The following is a 24,310-nucleotide window of genomic DNA, read 5'->3' on the forward strand; positions in this document are numbered from 1 at the left end:
ACCTCCATGCGTTCTCGGGGAGTCGGAAGGCACTGCCATGCGGATACTCGTCGTCACCGTCGTCCACCATCCCGAGGACGCGCGCATACTGCACCGGCAGATCGCCGCGCTGCGCGAGCGCGGCCACGAGGTGGTGTACGCGGCGCCGTTCGCGGCCCGCGGCGCGCTGCCCCGGCCGTACGTCGAGGGGGTGGACCTGCCCCGGGCGGCCGGCCGGGACCGGCGCGCGGCGCTGCGCGCGGCCCGGGTGCTGCTGGCCGAACGCGGCCCGGCGGCGGACGTGATCCTGCTGCACGACCCGGAGCTGCTGCTCGCGCTGCCCGGCACCCTGCGCCGGCTGCGCCGGGCCGGGGCGGTGCCGGTCACCGTGTGGGACGTGCACGAGGACACGGCGGCGGCCCTGGCGATGAAGGGCTGGGTGCCCCGGCCGCTGCGTCCCCCGCTGCGCGCCGCGGTGCGGGCGGCCGAGCGGCTGGCCGAGCGCCGGCTGCGGCTGCTGCTCGCCGAGGACGCCTACCAGGACCGGTTCCGGCGCCGCCACCCGGTCGTCCCCAACCTCGCCACCCCGCCGCCCGGCCCGCCCCCGCCGCCGGGCGACGACCGGGTGGTCTACCTGGGCCAGCTGTCCCGGGCGCGCGGCGCGCTCGACCTGATCGACCTGGCGCGGCTGCTGGGCCCGGCCGTGCGGGTCGAGGCGATCGGCACGGCGGATCCCGAGGTGCGCGACGCGCTCGCGGCGGCCGACCGGGAGGGGGTGCTGCGCTGGTACGGCTTCCTGCCCAACGACCGGGCGCTGGCCCGGCTGTCCGGCGCCCTGGCCGGCCTCTCCCTGCTGCACGACCAGCCCAACTACCGGCACTCCCGGCCCACCAAGGTCGTGGAGTACATGGCCCACGGCGTACCCGTGGTCACCACCCCGACCCCGCTGGCGGCGGAGCTGGTCGAGCGGCACGGCTGCGGGCTGGTGGTGCCCTACGGGGACCCGCCGGCGGCGGCGACCGCGATACGGCGACTGGCCGACGACACCGGCCTGCGCCTGCGCGCCGCCCGGCAGGGCCGGCAGGCCGCCGTGTCCGAACTGAACTGGCGACACCGGGCGGCCGACTTCGTGGACCTGCTGGAACTGTGGGTGAAGGAGGAGACCGCCGGGGCGGGCGGCACCTGACCGCGAGGCCGGGAGGGGATGGCGGCGGCAGGCCGGGCGGTGGGACGGGCGGCATGTCCGGCCAGGGGCATACGACCGCGGGGCGGGGGCGGGGGGTCTACGACTGTGCGCCGAGCAGCGGGCCTTTTCGGGGGCTCAGCTCTGCTCAGCGGGCCCGGGCAGGGGTGAGCGGCGATGCCCCGACAGCGGGCCGGATGAGGGGCGTACGACCGCGCGTCGAGCGGTGAACCTGGTCGGGGCGGTGCGGGAAAGTCCCAACAGCGGGCCGGATGAAGGGCGTACGGCCCGCCGAGCAGCAAAACCGGCCGGGGGCACAACTCTGAACAGCGAGCCCGGCCAGGAGCGTGCCGGCGATGTCCCAACAGCGGGCCGGTACGGCCCGCCGAGCAGCAAAACCGGCCGGGGGCACAACTCTGAACAGCGAGCCCGGCCAGGAGCGTGCCGGCGATGTCCCAACAGCGGGCCGCCGAGCGGCCCGGTCAGGGGGCGCGGCCCCGTACAGCGGGCCCGTCCCGGCCGAGGGTGTGCGGCGGCGGACCCGGTCAGGGGCGTGCGGCGGCGTCGAGCAGGGGGCCGAGTTCTCGTACGGCGGTGGTGAGGGGGCCGGTGTCCTGTTCGGCGCGGGCCAGCAGGATCGCGCCCTCCAGGGTGCTGATCATGAGGGTGGCCAGCGACTCGGCGCGGCCGGCGGGCACACCCAGGTCGGTCAGGGCCGCGGCGAGCGGCGCGCGCCAGGCCGTGAACGCGGCGGCGGCCGCCCGGCGGGTCGCCTCGGCCGAGGTGGCGCAGTCCACCGTGGCGGCGGCGACCGGACAGCCCGCCGCGAAGCCGTCCGCCGCGTACTCGTCGCTCCACTGCGCGGCCATCGCCGCGAACAGCCCGCTCGGCGTCGGCTCGTCCAGCCCCGCGAGGAATCGGGCGATCCGCTTGCCCGCGTACCTCCCGGCCCACTGGACCGCCTCGTTGACCAACTGTTCCTTCCCTCCCGGGAAGTAGTGCTGGAGGGAGCCGCGCGGGGCGTCTGCGTGGGCGGCGACCTCGCGCATGCCGGTCGCGGCGACCCCGTGCCGCCGGATGAGCTGGGCCGCGCTGAAGACCATCCGCTCCCGCGGTCCGGGCCGCGCCTCGGTCATGCGTCGCCTCCGTCTCCTCCCCCCTCGGCTTCCTCCACCCTCAGCCTATGACCGCCGTCATAACCGGCGCTACTATGACCAGTGTCATAAGCGGCGCGGCGCGAAGGGCGGCCGGTCATGAACGTCGGATTCATCGGTCTCGGGGTGATGGGCCGGCCCATGGCCCTGCGCCTGGCGCACGCCGGCACCCCGCTGGTGGTCTGGAACCGGACCCCGGACCGGGCGGAGCCGCTGCGCGCGGCCGGTGCCGAGGTCGCGGCGGACGCCGCCGAGGTGTTCGCGCGGGCCGGGGTGGTGCTGCTGATGCTCGCCGACGAGGCCGCGGTGGACGCGGTCCTCGGCCGGGGCACACCGGAGCTGGCCGCGCGCGTCGCGGGCCGGACCGTCGTGCACATGGGTACGACCGCCCCGGAGTACTCCCGGGCGCTGGAGGCGGACATCCGCGCGGCGGGCGGCCGGTACGCCGAGGCGCCGGTCTCGGGGTCACGGGTGCCGGCGCAACAGGGGCAGTTGGTCGCGATGCTGGCCGGCGAGGAGGACGCCGTGGCCGCCGTACGGCCGCTGCTCGCGCCGATGTGCCGGGAGACGTTCGGGTGCGGCGCGGTGCCGGGCGCGCTGCTGATGAAGCTGTCGGTGAACCTCTTCCTGATCACCCAGGTGACCGGGCTGGCCGAGGCGTTCCACTTCGCCGAGCGGCAGGGCCTGGACCGCCGGCTGTTCCTGGAGGTCCTGGACGCCGGCCCGATGGCCAGCGCGGTGTCCCGGATGAAGGCGCCCAAGCTGCGCGAGCGGGACTTCGCGGTGCAGGCGGCGGCGCTGGACGTGCTGAAGAACAACCGGCTGATCGCCGACGCGGCCCGTGCCGCCCACCTCGCCTCACCGCTCCTGGACGTGTGTCACGCCCTGTTCCGGGAGACGGTGGCCCGGGGCCACGGCGGGGAGGACATGGTGGCCGTACTGCGGGCGATCGAGGCACGGACGGCCGAGACGCCGTAGCCGGACGGCCGCGACCCCGTAGCCAGACCGCCGAGACGCCGTAGCCAGACCGCCGAGCCCCCGTAACCCGACCGCCGGGACGCCGTAGCCGGACCGCCGAACGCCCCGCCCCCCGCCCGCCCGCGTCAGCTCTTGCGCGGGATGCCGTACGCGCGTTCGACGTGCAGCCGCAGCACCAGGCGGCGGTCGCGGACCATGGCGGCCCGGAAGTCGTCCCAGTCCGGGTGTTCGCCGAGCACGTCCCGGTAGAGCCGTTCCAGTTCCGCCACGGTGTCGTCGCCCGGGTCCGCGGCGACCGGGGTCAGCTCGGCGGTGCCCTCGGCGACGGTGTACGCCCAGCGGTCGGCGCTGGTGACGTGGTACGACGCGCGCGGGTCGCGACGCAGGTTGCGGGTCTTGGCCCGGTCGTCGGTGACCGAGATCCGGACGATCCGCTCGTCGGGGTAGTAGGCGTGGCTGACGTTGGACAGCTGGGGGCGGCCGTCGCGCCGGAGGGTCACCAGTACGCCGCCGTGGCCTTCGGAGAGCAGGCCGAGCAGCGCCTCTTGCGTGGGGTCCTGAGTCATACCCCGGTCAACCGGCCCGGGCGCCCCGCGCATTCCCGGCAGCGCAGAACACGTAGACACTGTCTACGGGCGCCTGGTAGACAGTGTCTATGACCGACTCCGACACCAGCCTGCGCGACCGCCTCGTGGACGCCGGCGTGGAACTGCTGGCCGCCGAGGGCCTCCAGGCGCTGACCCTGCGGGAGATCGCCCGGCGTGCCGGCGTCTCGCACGGCGCGCCGCGCCGCTACTTCCCCACCCATCTGGAGCTGCTGTCCGCCATCGCCCGGCGGGGCTTCACCGACCTGGCCGAGCGGACGCGGCAGGCGCTGGACCGGGAGACCGGCGGGGCCCGCGCCCAGGTGGCCGCGCTGGCCGGGGCGTACCTGGAGTTCGCGCTGGAGCGTCCCGGCATGTACGAGCTGATGTTCCGTCACGATCTGCTGGAGAGCGGCAGGCTGGGGCTGCGGGAGACGAGTCTGCCGCTGTTCTCGCTGCTCACCGGTCTCGTCGGCGCGGCCGACCCGGGCGCCGACGCCCCGCGCGTGGCGGGCGCCCTGTGGGCGAACCTGCACGGGCTGGCCCAGCTGTGGCGCTGGCGGAGTTTGCAACTCGCCACCGGCGAGGCCGACTTGGCAACCCTGCTGGAGACGGTCCTGGTCGCGCACCTGGGTCCCGGCGGCGGCCGGTGAACCGGCCCTGGACGCTGGCGAGCAGTGTCGCGGGCGCGGTGATCGTCGCGCTGGACGGGACGGCCCTCACGGTCGCCCAGCCCAGTCTGCAACGGGACTTGGGCGCCTCGTTCACCGAGGTGCAGTGGACCAGCACCGCCTATCTCGTCGCGGTGGCCGGCCTGCTGGTGTTCGCGGGGCGGCTCGGCGACCGGTACGGGCAGTGGCGCGTGTTCGGGCTCGGCATGCTCGGCTTCGGGGCCGCCTCGGCGGGCATCGCCGTGGCCCCGGGGGTGGGCTGGGTGATCGTACTGCGGGCGGTGCAAGGGGTGTTCGGGGCGCTGGCGCAGCCGGCCACGCTGGGCATGCTGCGGGCCGCGTACCCGCCGGACCGGCTGGCGTCACCGCTTGCGGTGCGGACGGCCGCGATCGGGCTGGCGGCGGCCGCGGGGCCATTGGTGGGCGGGGCGCTGGTGACCGGGCTGGGCTGGCGGGCGGTGTTCCTGGTCAACGTGGTGCCCGCGCTCGCCTTCGGCCTGCCCGCCCTGGCCCGCCGGGACCACCGGACAACGCCCGCCCGGTCCCCGCTGGACCTGCCCGGGGCCGCGCTGCTCGCGGTGACCCTGGCCTGTCTGGTGTACGCGGTCACGGCCCGGCCGGTCTCCGGCGCGGGGCTGGCCGCGTCCGCGCTGACGGCCGTCCTGCTGGTCCGGCACGAGCGGCGCGCGGCGAGCCCGCTGCTGCCGCCGGAGCTGATCGGCGCGCGGACGGCCGGGGCCGCGCTCGGCATCCTGCTGGCCGTCTCCGCGTCCCTGTTCGGCACCCTGTTCGTCGCCACGTACGTGCTCCAGCGCCGGCTCGGCCTGGACGCGTTCCACAGCGCGCTGCGCAGCCTTCCGCTGGCGGTGCTGATGGTGCTGTCGGCGGCGCTGTGCCCCGCGCTGCTGCGCCGGTGGGGCGCGCGGGGGGTGACGACGGGGGCCGCGGCGGCCCTCGCGCTGGGGGTCCTGCTGCTGTCGGGGACCACCGCCCCGGCCGGGCTGGGCCTCGCCTTCGCGCTGCTCGGCGCCGGTTTCGGCACGGTGATGGTGGCGGCCACACAGGTGCTCGTACGCGGGGCGGAGGTGCGGACGGCCGGGGTGGCGGGCGGGGTGCAGCAGACCGCGCTGAACGTCGGCCCCGCCGTGGGCGTGGCGGCGGCGGCCGCGCTGCTCGGCGCGGGGACCCAGGCCGCGCTGCTCACCCTGGCGGCGGTGGCCGCGCTCGCCGTGCCCGTGGCCCGCCTGCTGCCGGGACCGGCCGGTGCGGCGTCGCGCACGCCCGCGTCGCGCACCCCCGCCCCGCACGCCCCTGTCCCGGCCGGCCGTCCTGAGCGACGATGAGAGGCGGGACGGACGAGTCGGGACGGGCGGACGCGACCGGAGGAGAGCGATGGGACGGCTGCGACAGGACGTCGACCCCGTGGAGGCGGGACTGGACCCCGGCGCCCTCGGCCGGCTGGACGGGCACTTCGCCCGGTACGTCGACGAGGGGCGGCTGCCCGGCTTCCTGGTGGCGGTGGCCCGTGGTGGCCGCGTCGCCCATCTGACCACGTACGGGCTGCGGGACGTGGCGGCCGGACGGCCGGTGGAGCCGGACACGCTGTGGCGGATCTACTCGATGACCAAACCGGTGACCGCGGTGGCGGTACTGCTGCTGGTCCAGGACGGCCTGCTGTCCCTGGACGACCCGCTGGACCGCCATCTGCCCGCCTTCGCCGAGCCCCGGGTGTACGCGGGCGGCTCGGGGGACGACGTGCGCACCCGCCCGGCCGCCGGCCCGATCCTGATCCGGCAGCTGCTCACCCACACCGCGGGCCTGACCTTCGGCTTCTACCACCGCCACCCCGTGGACGCGCTCTACCGCGCGGCGGGCCTGGAGTACTCGGTGCCGCCGGGCAAGGACCTCGCGGAGACCGTCGAGCTGTACGCCCGGCTGCCGTTGCAAGCCGATCCGGGCACGCAGTGGAACTACTCGGTCGCCTCCAATGTGCTGGGCCGGGTGATCGAAATAGTCTCCGGGCAGCCACTGGACGCGTTCTTCGCCGAACGGATCCTGGGACCGCTCGGCATGACCGACACCGGCTTCCACCTCGGCCCCGGGCAGGCCGGCCGGCTGGCCGAGCTGTACGGCGAGACGGACGAGGGCGGGATCGAACCGGTGCCCGGGCTGCCGGTGCACGGCCGTCCGCTGTTCCTGTCCGGCAGCGGCGGCCTGGTCTCCTGCGCCCACGACTACCACCGGTTCATGGAGATGCTGCGCCGGGGCGGCGAACTGGACGGCGTACGGCTGCTGGACGCGGACCTGCTCGCCCTGATGACCCGCAACCAGTTGCCCGGCGGCGCCACCCTCCGCTCCTTCGGCGCCCCGGTCCACCGGGAACCCGGCATGGACGGGCTCGGGTTCGGCTTCAACGTCTCCGTCGTCACCGACCCCGCCCGCACCCTCGCCCCGTCCCACCTCGGCACCTACGGCTGGACCGGCGTGGCCGGCACCGCGTTCTGGGTCGACCCGGCCCACGATCTGACCGTGCAGTTCCTGACCCAGGTACGCCCGAAGAACCTGAAGATCTTCCCCGAGCTGCGCCGGCTGGTGCACGAGGCGGTGACCGGCTGAACCCGCCGACGCATGAGGCGGTGACCGGCCGAACGCGCCGACGCACGAGGCGGTAACCGGCCGAACGCGCCGGTGGCCGGCCGCCGGCCCGGGGTCATACCAGGTTGGCCTCCGGGCGCGGGGCGTCGGCCGCGAACCGCTCGGCGCTCAGGGGGCCGACGTCCAGGAAGGGCGCGCGCCCGAGGTAGAGGTCCCGGATCACCTCGCCGACGGCGGGCCCTTGGAGGAAGCCGTGTCCGGAGAAGCCGGTGGCGTACAGGAACCTGGACACCGTCGGCGCCTCGCCGATCAGGGCGTTGTGGTCGGGGGTGTTCTCGTACAGGCCCGCCCAGCCGCCGGTGTGGGGCAGGTCCAGCAGGGCGGGCGCGCGCCGGGCCAGCGCCTCGGTGAGCCGGGGGAGCCAGCGGTCGTGGGTGCCGGTGGCGAACCCGGGCCGCTCGTCCGGGTCGGACATGCCGAGCAGCAGGCCGGGGCCCTCGCGGTGGAAGTAGAGGCTGGTGGTGAAGTCGATGGTCATGGGGAGCGTGGCCGGCGGCTCCGGCAGCGGCCCGGTGACGGCGATCTGCCGGCGCAGCGGCCGTACCGGGAGGTCCACGCCCGCCATCGCGCCGACCGCCCGCGACCAGGCACCGGCCGCGCAGACCACGGCGTCCGTGGCGATCGGGCCGAGGGTGGTGCGGACGCCGGTGACGGTGTCGCCGCGCACGTCGATGCCGGTGACCTCGGTGTGGCGCAGGACGCGCACGCCGAGGGCGCGGGCGGCGCGCGCGTAGCCGTGGACGACGGCCTCGGGGGTGCAGTGGCCGTCGTCCGGGGAGTACGCGGCGGCGAGCAGGCCGTCGGTGGTGATCAGCGGGGAGAGGCGGCGGGCCTCCGCCGGGGTGATCAGGCGGCTGGGCACCCCGAGGGAGTTCTGCAGCCGGACGCCCGCCTCGAAGGAGGCCACCTGCTCGGGTGTGGAGAGCAGGAACAGATAGCCGACCCGGTGCAGCCCGATGTCCTGCCCGACCTCCCGCTCGAAGCGGCCGAACGCCTCCAGGCTGCGCGCGCCGAGCCGGATGTTCAGCTCGTCGGAGAACTGCGCGCGCACCCCGCCGGCGGCCTTGGAGGTGGAGCCGGCGGCGAGTTCGTCCCGTTCCACCAGGACGACGTCGCGCACTCCGGCGCGGGCGAGGTGCCAGGCGATGCTCGTGCCGATCACCCCGCCGCCGACGACGACCACCCGGGCCCGCAGATCCATCGCTGTCTCCCTCCTCCTCGCCGTCGCCTGGTCAGGAGCCGTGGACGACGGCGTCCAGATGGGGCAGGTGGTGGTCCAGCCGCTCCCGCTTGGTGCGCAGATACGTGATGTTGCTCTCGCACGGCTCGATCAGCAACGGCACCTGCTCGGCCACCCGGACGCCGTGCCGGACCAGCGCCTCCCGCTTGCGCGGGTTGTTGGACAGCAGCCGTACCGAGCGCACCCCGAGGTCGCGCAGGATGCCGGCGGCCACGCCGTAGTCGCGGGCGTCGACCGGCAGGCCCAGCGCGAGGTTCGCCTCCACCGTGTCCAGTCCCTCCGCCTGGAGGGCCATCGCGCGCAGCTTGGCGAGCAGCCCGATGCCGCGGCCCTCGTGACCGCGCAAGTAGACGACGACGCCGCTGCCTTCGGCGACGACCGCGCGCAGCGCCGCCGCGAGCTGGTCGCCGCACTCGCAGTGCCGGGAGCCGAAGGCGTCCCCGGTCAGGCACTCCGAGTGCAGCCGGGTCAGTACGTCGTCGGTGCCGATCTCGCCGTACACCAAGGCCACTTGTTCGTCGCCGCGGTCGTGGTCCAGGTAACCGACGGCCCGGAATTTCCCGTACCCGGTGGGCAGCGGTGCGGTCACGACGCGTTCCACGCCGTAACGCCCGCCGCGCAGCGGGGAGTTCTTGCCGAGCACGCCGATGTCGGTACCGGTGTTTTCTGTCATGATCTGGTTCCTCAGCAGAGACGAAAGGCCGTGAAGAGATGAATGGTTCGGGTGCGCGGGAAAGCGGCCACGGCCCGGCGGCGGCGCCGGGCGTCGTGCCGGCGGACACCACCGAGGACGTGCGGGCACGAGGAGCCCGGGTCGCCGTCCTTCCCGTGGGGAGCTTCGAGCAGCACGGTCCGTACCTCCCGCTGGCCACGGACACGCTGGTCGCCTGCGCCGTGGCGCGGGAGATCGCCGCCGCGTACCCGGTGCGCCTCCTTCCTCCGGTGACGGTCTCCTGCTCGCACGAGCACGCTTCCTGGCCGGGGACCGTCAGCATCTCCGCGGTGACGTTGCACGCCGTGGTCTCGGACATCGCGGCGTCGCTGCGCCGTTCGGGCGTGGCCGCGCTGGTCGTGGTCAACGGGCACGGCGGCAACTACGTCCTGGGCAACGTCGTCCAGGAGGCCTCCGCGCGGGGCGAGCGGATGGCGCTGTTCCCGGCCGCGGAGGACTGGGAGACGGCGCGGGAGCGGGCCGGGGTGGTCACCTCGCTGCTCACCGACATGCACGCGGGGGAAATCGAGACGTCCATTCTGCTGCACGCTCACCCCGAATTCGTCCGTCCTGGCCACGAGTCCGCCGATTTCACCGCCGACGACCGCCGTCATCTGCTCACCCTGGGAATGTCCGCCTATACCGAATCGGGAGTCATCGGCCGTCCTTCGCTGGGTTCGGCGGACAAGGGGAAGAAACTGCTGGCGAGTCTGGCGGAATCCTTCGGCCCGTATTTCGGGCTGCTCACCGGCGCGGAATAGCCGGCGGGGACCCCGCGGCCGGGACCCGTGGGGGCGGCCCCGGCCGGCGGGGAGTCATCGGGGGACGAGGCGCCGGTGCGTACGGTCGCGGGCCGGCGCCCAAGCGGGGTGGGGAGCGGGAGCAGGACGGCGGCGCCGGGCAGGCTCGCGACGAGACCGAGGACGCCGTAGACCACGGCGACCGCCATCCCCCGGTCCGCGCCCAGCCCGGCCGCGCCGAACGCCCACGCGGTGACGCCCTCGCGGGGGCCGAAGCCGCCGATGTTCAGCGGCAGGCCCATGGCCAGCAGGGCGAGCACGGCGAGCGGCAGCAGCACCGCCACCGGGACGGCCGGGCCGGCGGCCCGGGCCGCCACGGCGAACAGGGCCAGGTGCCCGGCCAGGACGACCACGGAGGACAGCGCGACACCGGGTCCGCCCCGCCGCGACGCCAGCCCCCGCCGGACCTCGCCGAGGCGCCGGCGAAGGGCACCGTCCCGGCGGGCCGGCGGGCGGTTCATCCGGACGGCGAGGACGACGGCGAGCACGCCGGCGGCGGCGAGCCCGGCCGCCGGCGCACCGGCCCGGACCCCGGCGCGCACCGGGGACGGCAGGGTCACCAGCAGCACCGCGCCGGCCACGGCCAGCACCAGCTGGCCGGCGACCCGCTCCAGCACGACCGCCGTCACCGCGCGCCGGACGTCACCGGCGCTCCGCCCGTGCCGTACCGCCCGGTGCACATCGCCCAGGACACCGCCGGGCAGGACCGCGTTCAGGAACAGCGCGCGGTAGTAGGCGGCGACGGCCGGACCGAGCGGCAGCCGCATCCCCAGCCCGGCCGCCACCAACTGCCAGCGCCACGCGCTGCACACGGTGGTGACCGCGCCGATCCCCAGCGCGAGGAGCACCGTACGGCCGTCGATCCGCCCCAGCCCGTCGAGCAGCGGTCCGGTGCCGAGCCGCCAGAGCAGCACGCCGAGGATGCCGGCACCGGCGAGCGCGCCGAGCCGCCTGCGCAGGGCGACGGTCGCCGGTTCGGGGGGTGGGGGGCTTGCATCCGCCGGTGATACGGAGGGGGGCCTCGAACTCGCGGAGGACATAGGCCCGTTGGCACCGGTGTGCGGGTGGTCGGTCGTCGTCGGGCCAGGTGCCGTCGGGGTCGTGGGCACGTACGTGCCGGCGTGCGGGTGGCCGGGCGTCGTCGGGGTCGTGGTCATGCCGGGCCGCCCGTCGGCCGGGGCAGGGCCAGCAGGTCGGTGTGGTGGACGGTGACGCGCAGGGTGCCGGCCGCGCAGGCGGCGAGCCGGGCGGTCAGGTAGCGCTCGGCGGGGCCGCGCAGTTCCGGCCGTTGTTCGACCGCCGCGCCCACCCAGCCGCGCAGCCACTGCTCGGTCAGCGCGGCCTCCTCGGGGCCGAGCCGCCACGGGCTCGGGTGCGCGCGGACGGTCGCGCCGCGCCCGGCGAACGCCTCCCGGGCCACGGCGACCGCGTCCGGGCCGAGCAGTCCGGCGCGGCGCTGGTGGGCGTTGAACGCCTCGGTGACCGCGGTGTCCAGCGGGTCCGCCGGGGCGAGTGCGACGCGTCCGGCGACGGAGAGGGTGAGCAGGGCCGGGCAGCCGGCGCCCGCGCAGGCGTCCGCGAGGGTCTCGACCTCCGCCCGGGTGAGGACGTCCAGCAGCGCGGACGCGGTCACCAGTGAGGCGCCCGCGAGTGCCTCGGGGGTCAGCCGGGCGATGTCACCGCGCCGGGTCTCCACGGTGACGGGGCTGCCGTCGGCGGCGGCGCGCGGGGCGGCCATGGCGGCGAAGCGCAGCAGGCCGGGGTCACGGTCGTGCAGGATCCAGTGCTGGGCGCCGGGCAGGCGGGGCGCGAGCCAGCGGCCCATCGAGCCGGTGCCACAGCCCAGGTCGTGCACGACCAGGGGGCCACCGGTCCGCCCGGCCGGCCGGACCCGCAGCGGACCGAGCAACTCCCGTGCGCGGGCCGCCGCGTCGGCGCCCTCCCGCAACCGCAGCCACTCGGGCGCGTACCGCGGCGGTTCCTCACCGTCCGCACCCGGCAGTCGTACGGCGTCCCGGTCCCCGGAGCTCCGTACGGGCCCGGCACCGGCGACGACCGGAGCGGAGCCGTCCCCAGGGGCGGCCGTCCCCCACCCGGCACCGCCTCTGCGCACACGGTCCCGTCTTGCTCCGGTCCCGGTGCCACCCGCGCCCGCATCCCACGCCTCCGTGCGGTCGGGCGGTGTTCCGGGGGTGTTCATGCCGGCCTCCTCGGTGGGTGCGGGAGGTGGTGGAGGACGGTGGCCAGGGTGCGGGCCGTGGCCGGCCAGCCGGCGAGCGCGGTGCGGCGGGCGCGGGCCGCGGCCCTGAGGCGGCGGCGTACGTCGGGGTCGGTGAACCAGCGGCGCAGCGCGGTGGCGAGCGCGGCGGGGTCCTCCGGTGGGACGAGGAGGCCGGGCACCCGGCCGTCGGGGGCGCGGCCGACCGCCTCGGGCAGGCCGCCGACGTCGGTGGCGAGGACGGGGACGCCCCGGGCGAGTGCCTCGGTGACCACCATGCCGTAGGTCTCGGCGCGGGAGGGCAGGACCGCCAGGTCGGCGGCGGCGTAGGACGCGTCCAGGCCGGCGCCGGAGCGGGGACCGGTCAGCCGCAGGCGGTCGGTGAGGCCGTGACGGTCAATCAACTCCTGTACGTGGTCTACATATCGGGGGTCTTGACCGAGCCCGCCGACGCACTCGCAGGTCCACGGCAGGTCCCGGACCTCCGCGAGCGCCTCCACCAGCCGGTGCTGTCCTTTGCGCGGGGTCACGGCGGCCACGCACAGCAGCCGGGAGACGCCGTCGGTGCCGGGCGCGAGGGGCGCGATGTCGGCGCCGGGCGCGGCCACGTGCACCCGGTCGGGGGCGAGTCCGTGGTGGGCGACGAGCCGGCGGCCCGCCCAGTCGCTGGTGGCGAGCACGGCGCCCGCCGCCCGCAGGACCGCCCGTTCACGGGTGTCGAGGCCGGCGGCGACGGCCGGGTCCAGGCCGGTCTCGTCGGCGAGCGGCAGGTGGACGAGGACGGCGAGGCGCAGCCGCCCGGCCTCGGGCACGACGATCTCGGGGACGCCGCACGCGACGAGTCCGTCCAGGAGGACGACGGTGTCGTCCGGCAGGTCCCGCAGGGTGCGGGCGAGACGGTCGCGGGCGGGGCCGTCCGGGCGGGGCCAGTCGCCCGGGACGGGGTGCGGGGCGACCCGCCAGCCGAAGCCGGGCAGGTCCAGGCGGATCCGGCGGTCGTAGGCGTTGCCGCCACTGGGCGCGGCCGGGTCGTCCACACCGCCCGGCATCAGGAAGTGCGCGGTGCGCAGGGGCATCGGGACGGTCCCGGCGGTGGGTGGGTGGGGGCGGCGGCGCGCGGTCAGGCCCGTCACAGGCCACGCTCGTAACTCGCCCAGGCGATGTGCGACTCGTGCAGGGTGACGGTGATTCCCGCGAGGTCCTTGGCGCCCTCCCCCAGCCCGCCCTTGGCGATGCGTGCGGCGAGCCGGTCGGCGATGACCTTGGCGAGGTATTCGGTGGAGGTGTTGACGCCCCGGAAGTCGGGTTCGTCGTCCAGGTTGCGGTAGTTCAACTCGTCGACGACCGCGTGCAGTTCCCGGGTGGCCAGGCCGATGTCGACCACGATGCCGTCGTCGTCCAGCTGTGCGCGGCGGAACGTGGCGTCCACGAGGAACGTGGCGCCGTGCAGGCGCTGCGCGGGTCCGAAGACCTCGCCGCGGAAGCTGTGGGCGATCATGAGGTGATCGCGGACGGTGATGCTGAACAACGGACGACCCTCCAGGTGCGGCGCGTCTGGTCCCCCGCGCGGGCCCGCCGGGGATGCCGTGTAGTACGGCTTGTCGCTTCCCCGTGTTCAGCCCTCTCTCACTCCTTTTCAGGTCACGTCGGTCCCGGTGTAGCGGATGCGGTGGCACAGGGCGGGGAGCTCGCCGGACGCCAGTTTCGGCAGGACGGACGGGAGTTCCTCGAAGGGGCTCTCGCCGGTGACGAGGGCGTCCAGCGTCGGGTCGGCCAGCAGGTCCAGGGCGAGTGCCATCCGGTCGGCGTAGGTGCGGCCGGGCCGGGCGGCCGGGGAGACGGTGCCGACCTGGCTGCCGCGCAGGGTGAGCCGGCGGGAGTGGAAGGCCTCGCCGAGCGGCAGGGCCACGGTCCGGTCGCCGTACCAGCTCAGTTCCACGACCGTGCCTTCGGGGGCGAGCAGGGCGAGGGACCGGGTGAGGCCGGCCTCGGTGGCGCTGGCGTGCACGACGAGGTCGCGGTCGCCGAGGGCGTCGGCGGGGCGGGCGAAGTCCACGCCGAGTGCCCGCGCGGTCGCCTCGCGGGCCGGGTCGGCGTCGACCAACTGGAGCCGGACGCCGGGGAACCGGGCGAGCAGCGCGGCGACCGCGCAGCCGACCATGCCGCCGCCGACCACCGTGATCCGGTCCCCGATCAGCGGTGCCGCGTCCCACAGGGCGTTGACGGCGGTCTCCACGGTCCCGGCGAGCACGGCCCGCCCGGCGGGGACCCGTTCGGGCACCACGGTGACGGCGCTCGCCGGGACGACGTAGCGGCTCTGGTGCGGGTGGAGGCAGAACACCGTGCGGCCGGTCAGCGCGGCCGGGCCCCGCTCCACCACGCCGACGCTGAGGTAGCCGTACTTCACCGGGCCCGGGAAGTCGCCCTCCTGGAACGGCGCGCGCATCACGGTGTGCTGGCTCCGGGGCACCCCGCCGCGGAAGACGAGCGTCTCGGTGCCCCGGCTCACCCCGGAGTACAGGGCGCGCACCAGGACCTCGTCCGGGGCGGGTTCGGGGAGGGTGACCTCGCGGATTTCCCCGTGGCCGGGTGAGCGGAGCCAGAACGCGCGGGCGGAGTGGTGCATCGGCGTCCTCCTGAACGATCGGGAAGCTGTTCACGTAACGGGTGGTGCACAGGCCGCGCACAGTACGCGGCGTTGATCGACTCTGTCACTCGGCCGGAGGGTGTGCGGTGGCCCTGAACGACATGTACGACGCGAGACTGCGGCAGGAGACCGCCGTGGGGGCGGGTGCGCAGGTGCTGCTGCTGGCGTCGCTCGGACCGGCGACCGGCATGGGGCCGGCCGGCTGGCTGACCGGGCTCGCCTTCGCGTTCACCACCTGGGTAGTGCTCCGCCGTGCCGGGCACCGCTGCCGGCTGCGGTGCCTCGGGCCGGCGAACCGGGTCACGCTGGGCCGGGCCGGTCTGGTCGGCGGGGTGACGGCGCTGGTCGCGGACTCCTTCGCGAGCGCGCCGCCGGTGACGGTGCTGGTCGCCCTGACCGCGGTGGCGCTGCTGCTGGACGGTGTGGACGGCCGGGTGGCCCGGCGCACCGGCACCGCCTCGGCGCTGGGCGCGCGGTTCGACATGGAGGTGGACGCGTTCCTGATCCTGGTGCTCAGCGTGTACGTGTCGACGCGGCTGGGCCCCTGGGTGCTGCTGATCGGCGCGATGCGCTACGTGTTCGTCGCGGCGGCCCGGTTCGCGCCGTGGCTGAGCGCGCCGCTGCCGCCGTCCTTCGCCCGCAAGACCGTGGCCGCCGCGCAGGGCGTGTGCCTGCTGGTGGCGGGCGCCGGACTGCTGCCGTACCCGGCGGACCTCGCGGTCGTGCTGCTCGCGCTGGGTTCGCTGGTGTGGTCGTTCGGGCGCGATGTGCGCTGGCTGCGGCGCACCGGGCGGGCGGCGGGCGGGGTACGGGCCGGTGGGGCGCGTCTGCCGGAGCCGGCGGCACGCTGAGCGGGGTTCAGGCCGGTTCGGGTGCCGTCTCGTGGCTGGGCCGGTGTCCGGGCAGGAGCAGGATCGCCGCCAGGGGCACAGCCGCCAGGGCCGCCCAGGGCAGCGCCGGGGGCAGGCCGAGGTCGAGGAGCGCGCCGGAGGCCGTGCTGCCGAGCAGGACCAGCAGGCCGGAGACGGAGGACAGGGCGCCGGTGTAGAGGCCGATGCGGCCGGGTTCGGCGAGGTCGGGCAGCCAGGCGCGGGCGACCGGCGCGACCAGCATCTGACCGGCGGTGAGCAGGACGACCAGGGCGGCGAGCGGGGCCAGGCCGGCGATGCCGGTGAGGCCGGCCGGGCGGGCCGCGGCGACGGCGGCGAAGCCGGCGCCGGTCAGCAGCAGCCCGGCGGCCAGCGAGCGGCGCGGGGTGAGCCGGCGGCCCGCCCAGCGGGTGACGGGCAGTTGGGCGCCCACCACCAGCAGGGAGGACAGCGCGAACAGCCAGGCGACCGGCGTCTGGGAGCCCCAGGCGCGCCGTACTTCGGCGGGCAGGGCGAGGTAGAGCTGGTTGTAGGCGAGCAGTTGGGCGCCGTAGCCGCAACACAGGGCGAGGAAGCGGCGGTTGCGCAGCAGCGGCCGGAGTCCGCCGCGCACGGCGACGGGTTCGCGGCCGGGGATGTGCCGGGGCAGCAGGACGGCGTGCCCGGCGAGTACGGCGGTGAAGACGGCCGCGCCGGCCAGGCAGACCGTGCGGAAGTCGGCCGTCAGCAGCAGGGCGCCCAGCAGCGGGCCGGTGAAGGCGCCCGCCTGCCCGGCCACGGTGAACAGGGCCAGTACCCGGGCGCGCGGCCCGTCGCCGGCCTGCTCCCGCAGGACGGCCTGCCGGGCGACCTCGGACTCCACGGCCGGGGAGAACAGCGCGGCGGCGCAGCCGATCAGCAGCACGGAGCCGATCACCGACCAGGTCCGTTCGGCGTGACCGAGCCAGGCGAACCCGGCGATGCGCAGCGCGCAGCCGGTGAGGACGACGGGCCGGACGCCGTACCGGTCGGCGAGGGCGCCGCCCACCACGAACAGCCCCTGCTGGCTGAAGGTGCGCAGCCCGAGGACGACCCCGACCAGCCAGCCGGCCATGCCGATCGCCGTGCCCAGGTGTTCGGCGAGGAACGGCAGTACGGCGAAGAAGCCGATGTTGAAGGCGAGTTGGGTGAGGATCAGCAGCCGCAGCAGTGGGGAGAGCGGGGTCCGGTCGGTGCGCGGGGCGTTCATCGGACGGGTTCCTCCCTCGCGGCGCCGGCGGGCCGGGCCGTTCGCGCCGCCGGCCCCTGCCCCGCGGCGCCGGCGGACCCGGCGGGGCGGCGGTGCAGGGCGCCCGCGGAGGTCACCGCCAGTGCGCCGAGGACGGCGAGGACGGCGGCGGGGGCGAGGACGGCCCAGGGAGCGCGCTCGGCGTAGGGCTGGTTCTCGGCGAGCAGCCGGCCCCACTCGGGGGACGGCGGCTGGGCGCCGAGGCCCAGGAAGCCGAGCGCGGCGAGGGCGAGCGCGGTGCCGGGCAGCCGCAGCAGGGCGTGCCGGGTGACGGACGGGACGACGGCGGGCAGGAGTTCGTGGCGCAGCAGGTACCAGCGGCCGGCGCCGAGGGCCCGGGTGGCGGTGAGGTGGAGGGTGGCGCGTTCCTGGCGGAGCAGGGCGGACGTGTGGGTGGCCAGCGGCGCCCAGGCGACGGCGGCGACGGCCAGCGCGGGGGTGGCCGGGCCGCCCCCGGTGACGGCGGTGACCAGCAGCGCGGCGAGCACGGGCGGTACGGCGTTGACGGTGTCGGCGAGCGGCCCGGACAGCCGGGGCAGCAGGCCGAGCAGCAGTCCGGCGAGCAGGGTGCCGGCGCTGATCACGAGCGCGAGCAGCAGGGTGTCCAGGGCGCCGTGGGCGACCCGGGCGAGCAGGTCGCGGCCGAGCGCGTCGGTGCCGAACGGGTGGGCCCAGGAGGGGGGGTGGAGGCGGGCGGTGGTGTCCAGGGCGAGCGGGTCGCGGGGCAGGCCGGCCGCGAGGACCGCGAACAGCGCCCCGCCGAGCAGCAGCGGCGGGGTGCGGCGGACGGCCGGGGTGAGCCGGGGCGGGGCGGGCAGGGCGCCGTCGCGCAGGGCCGGGCCGGTGAGCAGCCGGACGGCGAGGCGGGCCGCGCCGGTGGCGAGCGCGGCGAGCAGCAGCAGGGCGAGGGTGCCGGCCTGGAGGACGGGCAGGTCCTGGGCGAGGGCGGCCTGGAGGGTGGTGCGGCCGAGGCCGGGGATGTCGTAGAGCTGTTCCACGGCGACGGCGCCGCCGGTCATGCCGACGACGAACAGGGCGGTGTTGGGCAGCAGTCCGGGCAGGCAGCGGCGTACCGCCTGGCGGGCGATGCGCCCCCGGGGCAGTCCGCGCGCGGCGGCGGCGCGCGCCCAGGGTTCGGCGAAGGCGCCGGGCAGCTGGTCGTCGAGGAGCCGGCCGAGGACGGCTCCGGCGGGCAGGCCGAGGGCCAGCGCGGGCAGCACGGTGTACCGGGGCCCGTACCAGCCGAGGGCGGGCAGCCAGCCGAGCTGGACGCCGACGACGGTGGCGAGGACGGAGGCGGTGAGGAACTCCGGCAGGGTGGCGAGCATCGCGGAGCCGGTGCCGCCGGGCCGGGTCCGGCCGCCCCGGTACAGGGTGCGGGCGCAGACCGCGGCGGCGGTGCCGGCGGCCACCAGCAGGGCGACCGCCATGAGCAGCAGCGAGGCGCCGAGCGCCTGTACGACGACGGGCCCGGCCTCGGCCCCGGAGATCCAGGACCGGCCCGCGTCGCCGCGCGGCAGCCCGCCGAGCCAGCGCCCGAGCAGCGTCAATGGCCCGGCGTCCAGGCCGAGTTGGTCGCGGATGGCGGCGAGTACGGCGGGGTCCGGGTCGCGGTCCTGGGCGCGGGCCTTGAGGACGGTGAGCGCGGGGTCGGTGCGGCTGAGCCAGGGCAGCAGGCCGATCCCGCACACCAGGGCGGAGGCGAGCGAGGCCCGCCACAGCACGGTGCGCACGGGTCAGCGCCGGGTGCCGGTGCCGATGAGGGTGCGCTCGTAGGGGTCGAGCAGCACGCCCTTGACGGAGCGGCCGACGCCGGTGATGACGCGCTGGTGGACCAGCGGGACGACGGAGTCGGTGCCGAGGACGCGGGCCTCGGCGCGCAGGGCCGCGTCCTGCCGCTTGACGGTGTCGGCGGTGCGCTCGGCCTCGGCCACGGCCCGGTCGACGTCCTTGTCGCACAGCAGGGCCAGGTTGTAGTTGCCGGCGCAGGTGTAGTCGCCGGCGAGGATGGCGACCGGGTCGCCGGTGTCGACGAGGCTGTTGCGGGCGAGCACGAAGGCGTCGAACTTCCCGGCGAGGGCGTCGCTCTCCAGGCGCGCGTACTCGCGGACGACGAGTTCGACGCGGAAGCCGGCCTTCTCCAGCTGCTGCTTCAGCACCTGGGCGACCTCGGGGAGTTCGGGCCGGTTGTCGTAGGTGGCCAGGGTGATCCGGGTGCCCTCGGGCCGCTTCGGCGTGGCCCTGCCGACCGGCGCGGGGTGGCGGCCCTCGGCCCAGCCGACGGCGGGGCCGTAGATGCCGGTGCCGCGGTCGGCGTGGCCCTCGTAGACGTCCTTGGCGAGGGCGGAGGTGTCGACGGCGGCGCGGGCGGCGGCGCGCAGCCGCGCGTCCGCGAACGGTCCCGAGCGGTGGTTGAGCAGCAGGCTGGTGGTGCGGGTGGTGGCGGTCTCCCGGCGGGTGTCCGGCTGGAGCGTGGCGGCCTGGGCGACGGGGACGGCTTCGGCGATGTCGGTGTCCCCGCTGCGCAGGGCGTTGGTGCGGGCGGTGCCGTCGGGGACGAAGCGGACGTCGATGCCGGCGGCCTGGGCGCGTCCGCCCCAGTAGCCGTCGTAGCGGTCGAGGGTCGCGGAGGTGGCGCCGGTGACCTTCTTCAGGACGAAGGGGCCGGTGCCGGCGCCGGCCGGGTCGACGTGGTCCTTGTCCCGGTAGGCCTTGGCGGAGAGCACGGCGAGGCCGGGGCTGGAGAGCCTGAGCGGCAGGATGGGGTCGGGGCGGCCGGTGCTGACGCGTATGCGGTGCTTGTCCACGGCCCGGGCGGTGAGCGTCACTCCGGACAGGGCGGCCGGGGCGGGCCGGGCGTGGGCGGCCCGGCCGAGGGAGGCGGCCACGGCGTCGGCGGTGACCTCGGAGCCGTCGTGGAAGGTGGCCTCGCGCAGGGTGAACTGCCAGGTGCGGGCGTCCTGCCGGCGCCAGGAGGAGGCGAGGGCGGGGGCGGCGGTGCCGTTGCCGTCGAGTGCGGTGAGGCTCTCGGTGATGCCGAGCCGGCTCAGGATGGTGGCGTCGGCGCCGTACGGGGAGAGCCGTTCGGCGGGCGGGAAGGCGAGCGCGACGCGGAGCCGCGAGCCGTCGGCGGGCTTGCCGTCCGCCTCGCCGGAGGAGGCGAAGCAGCCGGCGAGGAGGGGCGTGGCGAGCAGGGCGGCGAGCAGGCGGGAAGGGCGCGGGGCAGGCATGGTCCTCGGTTCGTGCTGGATGGGGGGCGGCGTGTGGCCGGCTCCGGACGACGACAGATTACATGGAAATCATTTCCATTAAGCCGTCGCGCGCTCGGGGACGTCCACCGCGCCTCCGGTCCGCGTCAGGGGGATCTCGAAGTGGACGACGCTCTGCCCGCCCCCGGCGTCCTCGCGCTCGTCGTGCACGACCGTGCCGAGCGAGCGCCAGAAGGGTTCGGCGCCGGGCACGGTGGGGTCGGTGTGCAAGTACACGGACCGGTAACCGCCGTCCGCGGCGGCGAAGTCCAGCAGCCGGGCCACCAGTTCGCGGGCGATGCCCCGGCGCCGGTGACCGGGGCGCACGTACACGCGGCGCAGTTGCGCGGTCGTGCCGGAGGGGTACCGCTCGGCCAGCCGGGGCGGGTTCGGCGGCGACTGCGGGCCGCGCGAGTCGAGGGCGCCGGTGCCGACGACCCGCCCGCCCTCGTCCACGGCGACGAGCAGGGTGTGCCGGGCGGGCGCGAGGTAGTAGGCGGCCGGGTCCACGATGTCGGCGTGCCACCGGGGCACATATCCGGTGCCGAAGTCGTGGTAGACGGTGTCGAGCATGACGGACCTCGCACTGTCGAGGTCGTCGGCGGTCGCGGGCCTCACGCTATATGTACGCACTTGCACATCATATGCATCAAGCCCGAGGTCATGATCACAGGGCAACCTTCCCGCCCGCTCGGCCGTCGCCTCTGCGGAGGCGACGCCTCCGGGCCGCGCCCCGCGGTCTCCAGCCCCTTGAGCGAGACACCTTGACCGAGAGCACCACCACCCTGCGGGACGGGCACGCCCCCGTTCCGCCCCCTCCCGCGGAGATACGCGCCGAGCGCCGCCGGCTGATCGAGTCGATCCGCGCCCTGCGCCGTCTGCTGGACGGGCGCCGCGCCTTCGAACTCGCCGACCGGCGGCGGCTCAACCGCGAGGCCCGGGACCGCGGGCGCGCCGAGGCGGCCTGCGCGAAGACCCTGCAACGCGTCCACGAGCGGCGGCTGCGCCGGGAACGCTCCCTGGCCCGGCGGCTCGACGGCCTCGACGGCAAGCGGGAGCACCAGGAGCGGCGCGCCCTGATGGTGCTGCGCCGGGAGTCGATCGAGAGCTCGCTGCGCGCCACCCGGCTCACCACGAGCGACGTCAACGGCATCGGCGCGGGCCTGATCCGGGACCTCACCGCGGCCGGGATCCGCACGGCCGCCGACTTCACCCGGGTCAGCTGGGGCAAGGCGCCGAACGGCAAGGGGGGCGAGGTGCTGTACATCCACCGCCCGCACGGCCGCAAGGTGCACATCAACGGGATCGGGGAGCACCGCGGCCGACCGCTGATGGAGTGGCGCCGGGCCGCCGTGGCCCGCGCCAAGGCCCGGGCGCCGCAGGAGCTGCCGCCGGACCAGCGGCACCGCATCGCCGAGATCATCGAGGCCGAACGCGCCCGGCTCCAGGCGGAGGCGGCCGAGCTGCCCCGGGAGGCGGACGCGGCCCGCGAGGACGCCGTACGGCTGCGCACCGAGGCGCTGTCCCGGCTCACCGAGGCGGCACGCGAGGCCGCCCGACTGGCCGCCGAGCGCCGGGCGGAGTTCGACGCGATGGCCGAGCGACTGGCCGCCCTTCAAGCGGAACTCGCCGCCCACCGGGACCGGTACGGCGACGCGGGGCGTCGCCTCCGCCGCGCCCAGACCCGCGCCCTGCGCCCGCTCCCGGCCGTCCCGGCGCCCTACGTTCCCCCTGCTCCCCCTGCTCCCCCTGCTCACGGCGCGCACGGCGAGCCGGGCCCCGACGACGGCACCGGTTCCGGGGCGGGCGCGCCGGCCGACGGCCCCTGGGCCGAGGCGGCACCCGGCACCCATGTGCGCGCGAGCCTCGCCTGGCTGCTGCCCGTCGCCCTGTTCGCCCTGTTCACCGTGGCCGGGGTCGGCGAACTGGGCGACACCACGCCCCCGCTGTGGTTGCGGGTGGGTTCCCGGCTCGCCGCACTCGCGGCCACCACGGAACTGCTGCGGCTGTGGGTCCCGCGCAGACGCCCGTGGACGGCGGGCCCGATGCCGCCCGGCACCGGCGCACAGTGCGCCGGTGTGTTCCTCGCGCTGGTCGCGGCGGGCATGTTCGGGTCCGGGGACACGGGCGTCCTCGGGGCCGCCTGGACCACCGGCGGCCTGTCGGCACTGCTGCTGGCGACGGGGACCGTGCGCCGCGGGAAGGGCTGAACCCGGTCAGCCCTTCTGCTCGACCCGCACCCAGTCGATCTCGGCCTGCACTCCCCCGGAGGCGATTCTGTCGACGCTCGACTGGGGCAGCCCCCAGTAGGGCGCGGTGACCTTGTTCCAGCCGGCCGGGTAGGCGCCGCCGAGGGCGAGGTTCAGGATGAGGTACTGGTGGTGGTCGAAGACCCACTGGCCCCGGGTGGACTCCAGCTTGTTCCGGGTCGTCTCCTGGACCAGGCGGTCGTCCACGAAGAACCGCAGCGCCGTCGGGGTCCACTCGACCGCGTAGGTGTGCCACTGATCCGCGGTGCCGCCGCCGGGGTAGGTCTGGCGGGCGCCGATGTTGCCGTCCGCCGAGTAGCCGGGGCCGTGCAGGGCGGAGCTGGTCCAGTCCGGGTAGCCGATGTTCTCCATGATGTCGGTCTCGCCGGAGGCCGGCCAGGACACGGCAGGGTCGTCGACGTCGCTGCCGAGCAGCCAGAAGGCCGGCCAGAACCCGTCCCCGACGGGCAGTTTCATCCGGGCGCTGACCTTGCCGTAGGTGAAGTCGAGGTGGGTGTGGGTGTCGACGCGGCCGGAGGTGAAGTCGTAGGTCCCGCCGCCCGCCCGGGTGCAGCCCTTGCAGTACTTCGCCTTCAGGACCAGGCTGCCGTCGCGGGTGCCGATGGTGTCCGGGGAGTCGACGTACGCCTGGGACTCGCCGTTGACCGGGCCCATCTCGGTGCCGGTGCGCACCACCCGCCACTTGGAGCGGTCCAGGGCGGCGCCGGTGAAGTCGTCGAAGAAGGTGGTGCGGTAGCCGCCCGACGGGTCGGCCGGGAGCGCCGGGTACGCGGCGGACGCGCTGCCGCCCGTGCCCCAGACCTGGAACTCGTAGAGGGAGTAGCCGAACTGGGCGGTGGCGGGGGCCGGGTTGTAGAAGGAGCGGCGCTCCTTGCCGAGCATGCGGACGTAGCGGCCCGTCGCGGGCGAGGGCAGCCGGACCGAGTCGTGCAGGCCGGCCGCGTCGGAGGGTGCCTTGACGTCGGCGCGGCGGGCGGCGATGTCGGCGGGCGAGGGTTCGTACACCGTGCGCCAGGTGCGGTTGTCGTCGGACACCTGGAGGAGGTAGTCGACGGCGTAGGCCGACTCCCAGTAGAGGTCGACCGTGTCGATGACGGACGGCGCGCCGAGGTCCACCGACACCCAGCGGTCCGCGTTCCAGTCGCTGGACCAGCGGCTGGCATCGCCCTTCAGGCTCGTGGGCCAGCCGCCGTCGGTGAGGAACGCCGGTGAGTGGCCCGCGTCCTGGTAGTAGTTGGCGTACGCCGGGTGGTTGAGGGCGAGGTTGGTGCGGGTGGTGGAGGCCGGGGCCGGTTCGCCGCCGTAGACCTTGAAGCTCCACAGCGAGTAGCCGTAGGGCGTGGCGCGTTCCAGGCCGCGCAGCCGGACGTAGCGGCCGGTGACCTCCTGGGGGTGGGTGTACGCGGTGACCGAGCCGCCGGTGCCGGCGGTCTCGGTGTAGAAGGGCGTCCAGTCGGTGCCGTTCTTCGAGACCTCCAGGACGTAGCGCTTGCCGTAGGCGGCCTCCCAGTCGAGGGTGACGCGGTCGACCCGGAGCACGGCGCCGAGGTCGATGCGGATCCAGGCGCCGTCGGTGAAATCGCTGGACCAGCGGGTGCCCGCGTCGCCGTCGAAGGCCAGGCCGGGGCCGGTGCCGGCGTTCTCGCTGCCGGAGGCGGTGACGGCGGCCGGGTTCAGCGCGTAGGCGGCGGCCGCCCGGTCGGTGTCCCAGCCGACGGCGGCCGGGGCGGCGGAGGCGGGGGTGGGGGCGGCCAGCAGCGGGCCCGAGGACAGCAGGGCGGTGGCGGCGAGGGCGGCGAGCAGGGTGCGGGATCGCATGCGGCTCTCCTTGCGAG

The 24,310-nt window shown here is 75.9% G+C and carries 21 protein-coding genes and 1 pseudogene; 8 read left to right on the top strand and 14 right to left on the bottom strand.

Annotation, left to right across the window (positions count from 1 at the left end; translation table 11 throughout):
* Window positions 1-37: 37 nt before the first annotated feature.
* Window positions 38-1,165 (top strand): glycosyltransferase, encoded by a 1,128-nt coding sequence (locus IH25_RS0108755; RefSeq protein WP_030605675.1) that lies wholly within the window; start codon window positions 38-40, stop codon window positions 1,163-1,165.
* Window positions 1,166-1,707: 542 nt separating this feature from the next.
* On the opposite strand, the gene IH25_RS0108760 is transcribed toward IH25_RS0108755, so the two are convergent.
* A complete protein-coding gene (locus tag IH25_RS0108760) occupies window positions 1,708-2,298 on the bottom strand; it encodes a TetR/AcrR family transcriptional regulator (protein WP_030605677.1) in 591 nt (196 codons plus the stop codon).
* Window positions 2,299-2,415: 117 nt separating this feature from the next.
* Here IH25_RS0108760 and IH25_RS0108765 point away from each other — a divergent pair, with 117 nt between their 5' ends.
* Complete coding sequence (locus tag IH25_RS0108765; RefSeq protein WP_030605680.1) at window positions 2,416-3,294, top strand: NAD(P)-dependent oxidoreductase; 879 nt, start codon at window positions 2,416-2,418, stop codon at window positions 3,292-3,294.
* A gap of 125 nt (window positions 3,295-3,419) precedes the next feature.
* Here IH25_RS0108765 and IH25_RS0108770 read toward each other — a convergent pair whose 3' ends face one another.
* On the bottom strand, window positions 3,420-3,860 hold the full coding sequence (locus IH25_RS0108770) for a PPOX class F420-dependent oxidoreductase (protein ID WP_030605681.1): 441 nt from the start codon (window positions 3,858-3,860) through the stop codon (window positions 3,420-3,422).
* Window positions 3,861-3,949: 89 nt separating this feature from the next.
* Here IH25_RS0108770 and IH25_RS0108775 point away from each other — a divergent pair, with 89 nt between their 5' ends.
* From IH25_RS0108775 to IH25_RS0108785, 3 genes are read left to right on the top strand one after another with little or no spacing between them, the layout of a single operon-like run.
* Window positions 3,950-4,531: a TetR/AcrR family transcriptional regulator gene (locus IH25_RS0108775; protein ID WP_030605683.1), complete on the top strand. Its 582-nt coding sequence runs from the start codon at window positions 3,950-3,952 to the stop codon at window positions 4,529-4,531.
* Window positions 4,528-5,892, top strand: coding sequence for an MFS transporter (locus tag IH25_RS0108780; protein WP_030605685.1), 1,365 nt, complete (start codon window positions 4,528-4,530; stop codon window positions 5,890-5,892). Before IH25_RS0108775 ends, IH25_RS0108780 begins: the two co-directional genes overlap by 4 nt.
* A gap of 49 nt (window positions 5,893-5,941) precedes the next feature.
* A complete protein-coding gene (locus tag IH25_RS0108785; protein ID WP_030605687.1) occupies window positions 5,942-7,165 on the top strand; it encodes a serine hydrolase domain-containing protein in 1,224 nt (407 codons plus the stop codon).
* A gap of 94 nt (window positions 7,166-7,259) precedes the next feature.
* Here IH25_RS0108785 and IH25_RS0108790 read toward each other — a convergent pair whose 3' ends face one another.
* Window positions 7,260-8,405 (bottom strand): NAD(P)/FAD-dependent oxidoreductase, encoded by a 1,146-nt coding sequence (locus IH25_RS0108790; RefSeq protein WP_030605690.1) that lies wholly within the window; start codon window positions 8,403-8,405, stop codon window positions 7,260-7,262.
* A 31-nt stretch (window positions 8,406-8,436) separates the two neighbouring features.
* A complete protein-coding gene (gene ribA / locus IH25_RS0108795) occupies window positions 8,437-9,117 on the bottom strand; it encodes a GTP cyclohydrolase II (protein ID WP_030605692.1) in 681 nt (226 codons plus the stop codon).
* 38 nt (window positions 9,118-9,155) lie between these two features.
* Here ribA and IH25_RS39175 point away from each other — a divergent pair, with 38 nt between their 5' ends.
* The gene (locus IH25_RS39175) at window positions 9,156-9,917 is read left to right on the top strand and encodes a creatininase family protein (protein ID WP_078844181.1); all 762 of its coding nucleotides are present in this window, start codon (window positions 9,156-9,158) and stop codon (window positions 9,915-9,917) included.
* Between the two features lie 194 nt (window positions 9,918-10,111).
* Here IH25_RS39175 and IH25_RS0108805 read toward each other — a convergent pair.
* The 5 genes and pseudogenes from IH25_RS0108805 to IH25_RS0108825 form a co-directional block, all read right to left on the bottom strand.
* Window positions 10,112-11,113, bottom strand: a pseudogene (locus tag IH25_RS0108805) (lysylphosphatidylglycerol synthase transmembrane domain-containing protein); the annotation flags it as partial.
* The gene (locus IH25_RS0108810) at window positions 11,110-12,156 is read right to left on the bottom strand and encodes a methyltransferase domain-containing protein (RefSeq protein WP_030605696.1); all 1,047 of its coding nucleotides are present in this window, start codon (window positions 12,154-12,156) and stop codon (window positions 11,110-11,112) included. The pseudogene IH25_RS0108805 and the gene IH25_RS0108810, both read right to left, overlap by 4 nt.
* On the bottom strand, window positions 12,153-13,307 hold the full coding sequence (locus tag IH25_RS0108815) for a glycosyltransferase family 4 protein (RefSeq protein ID WP_030605697.1): 1,155 nt from the start codon (window positions 13,305-13,307) through the stop codon (window positions 12,153-12,155). The genes IH25_RS0108810 and IH25_RS0108815 overlap by 4 nt, the downstream gene beginning before the upstream one ends.
* Window positions 13,304-13,702, bottom strand: a complete 399-nt coding sequence (locus IH25_RS0108820; RefSeq protein ID WP_030605699.1) for a 6-pyruvoyl trahydropterin synthase family protein — start codon at window positions 13,700-13,702, stop codon at window positions 13,304-13,306. Before IH25_RS0108820 ends, IH25_RS0108815 begins: the two co-directional genes overlap by 4 nt.
* Window positions 13,703-13,810: 108 nt before the next feature.
* Window positions 13,811-14,800 carry a zinc-dependent alcohol dehydrogenase gene (locus tag IH25_RS0108825; RefSeq protein WP_030605701.1) on the bottom strand — a complete coding sequence of 330 codons (990 nt, stop codon included), beginning with the start codon at window positions 14,798-14,800 and terminating at the stop codon, window positions 13,811-13,813.
* Between the two features lie 107 nt (window positions 14,801-14,907).
* Between IH25_RS0108825 and IH25_RS0108830 the strand changes: the two genes are divergently transcribed.
* Window positions 14,908-15,672 carry a CDP-alcohol phosphatidyltransferase family protein gene (locus IH25_RS0108830; RefSeq protein ID WP_030605703.1) on the top strand — a complete coding sequence of 255 codons (765 nt, stop codon included), beginning with the start codon at window positions 14,908-14,910 and terminating at the stop codon, window positions 15,670-15,672.
* Between the two features lie 7 nt (window positions 15,673-15,679).
* Here the strand turns inward: IH25_RS0108830 and IH25_RS0108835 are convergent, their stop codons facing one another.
* From IH25_RS0108835 to IH25_RS0108850, 4 genes are all read right to left on the bottom strand, one after another.
* Window positions 15,680-16,918, bottom strand: a complete 1,239-nt coding sequence (locus IH25_RS0108835; RefSeq protein WP_051753832.1) for an MDR family MFS transporter — start codon at window positions 16,916-16,918, stop codon at window positions 15,680-15,682.
* Window positions 16,915-18,690, bottom strand: coding sequence for an ABC transporter permease subunit (locus IH25_RS0108840; protein WP_030605707.1), 1,776 nt, complete (start codon window positions 18,688-18,690; stop codon window positions 16,915-16,917). The genes IH25_RS0108835 and IH25_RS0108840 overlap by 4 nt, the downstream gene beginning before the upstream one ends.
* 3 nt (window positions 18,691-18,693) lie before the next feature.
* Window positions 18,694-20,187 (bottom strand): ABC transporter substrate-binding protein, encoded by a 1,494-nt coding sequence (locus tag IH25_RS0108845; RefSeq protein WP_030605709.1) that lies wholly within the window; start codon window positions 20,185-20,187, stop codon window positions 18,694-18,696.
* A 78-nt stretch (window positions 20,188-20,265) separates the two neighbouring features.
* Window positions 20,266-20,838: a GNAT family N-acetyltransferase gene (locus IH25_RS0108850; RefSeq protein WP_107058351.1), complete on the bottom strand. Its 573-nt coding sequence runs from the start codon at window positions 20,836-20,838 to the stop codon at window positions 20,266-20,268.
* 131 nt (window positions 20,839-20,969) lie between these two features.
* Between IH25_RS0108850 and IH25_RS0108855 the strand changes: the two genes are divergently transcribed.
* Window positions 20,970-22,415 carry a hypothetical protein gene (locus IH25_RS0108855; protein WP_030605713.1) on the top strand — a complete coding sequence of 482 codons (1,446 nt, stop codon included), beginning with the start codon at window positions 20,970-20,972 and terminating at the stop codon, window positions 22,413-22,415.
* A 6-nt stretch (window positions 22,416-22,421) separates the two neighbouring features.
* Here IH25_RS0108855 and IH25_RS0108860 read toward each other — a convergent pair whose 3' ends face one another.
* Window positions 22,422-24,293 (bottom strand): discoidin domain-containing protein, encoded by a 1,872-nt coding sequence (locus IH25_RS0108860; RefSeq protein ID WP_030605716.1) that lies wholly within the window; start codon window positions 24,291-24,293, stop codon window positions 22,422-22,424.
* Between the last annotated feature and the right edge of the window lie 17 nt (window positions 24,294-24,310).

Source organism: Streptomyces achromogenes subsp. achromogenes (assembly GCF_000720835.1).
Classification (GTDB): domain Bacteria; phylum Actinomycetota; class Actinomycetes; order Streptomycetales; family Streptomycetaceae; genus Streptomyces; species Streptomyces achromogenes.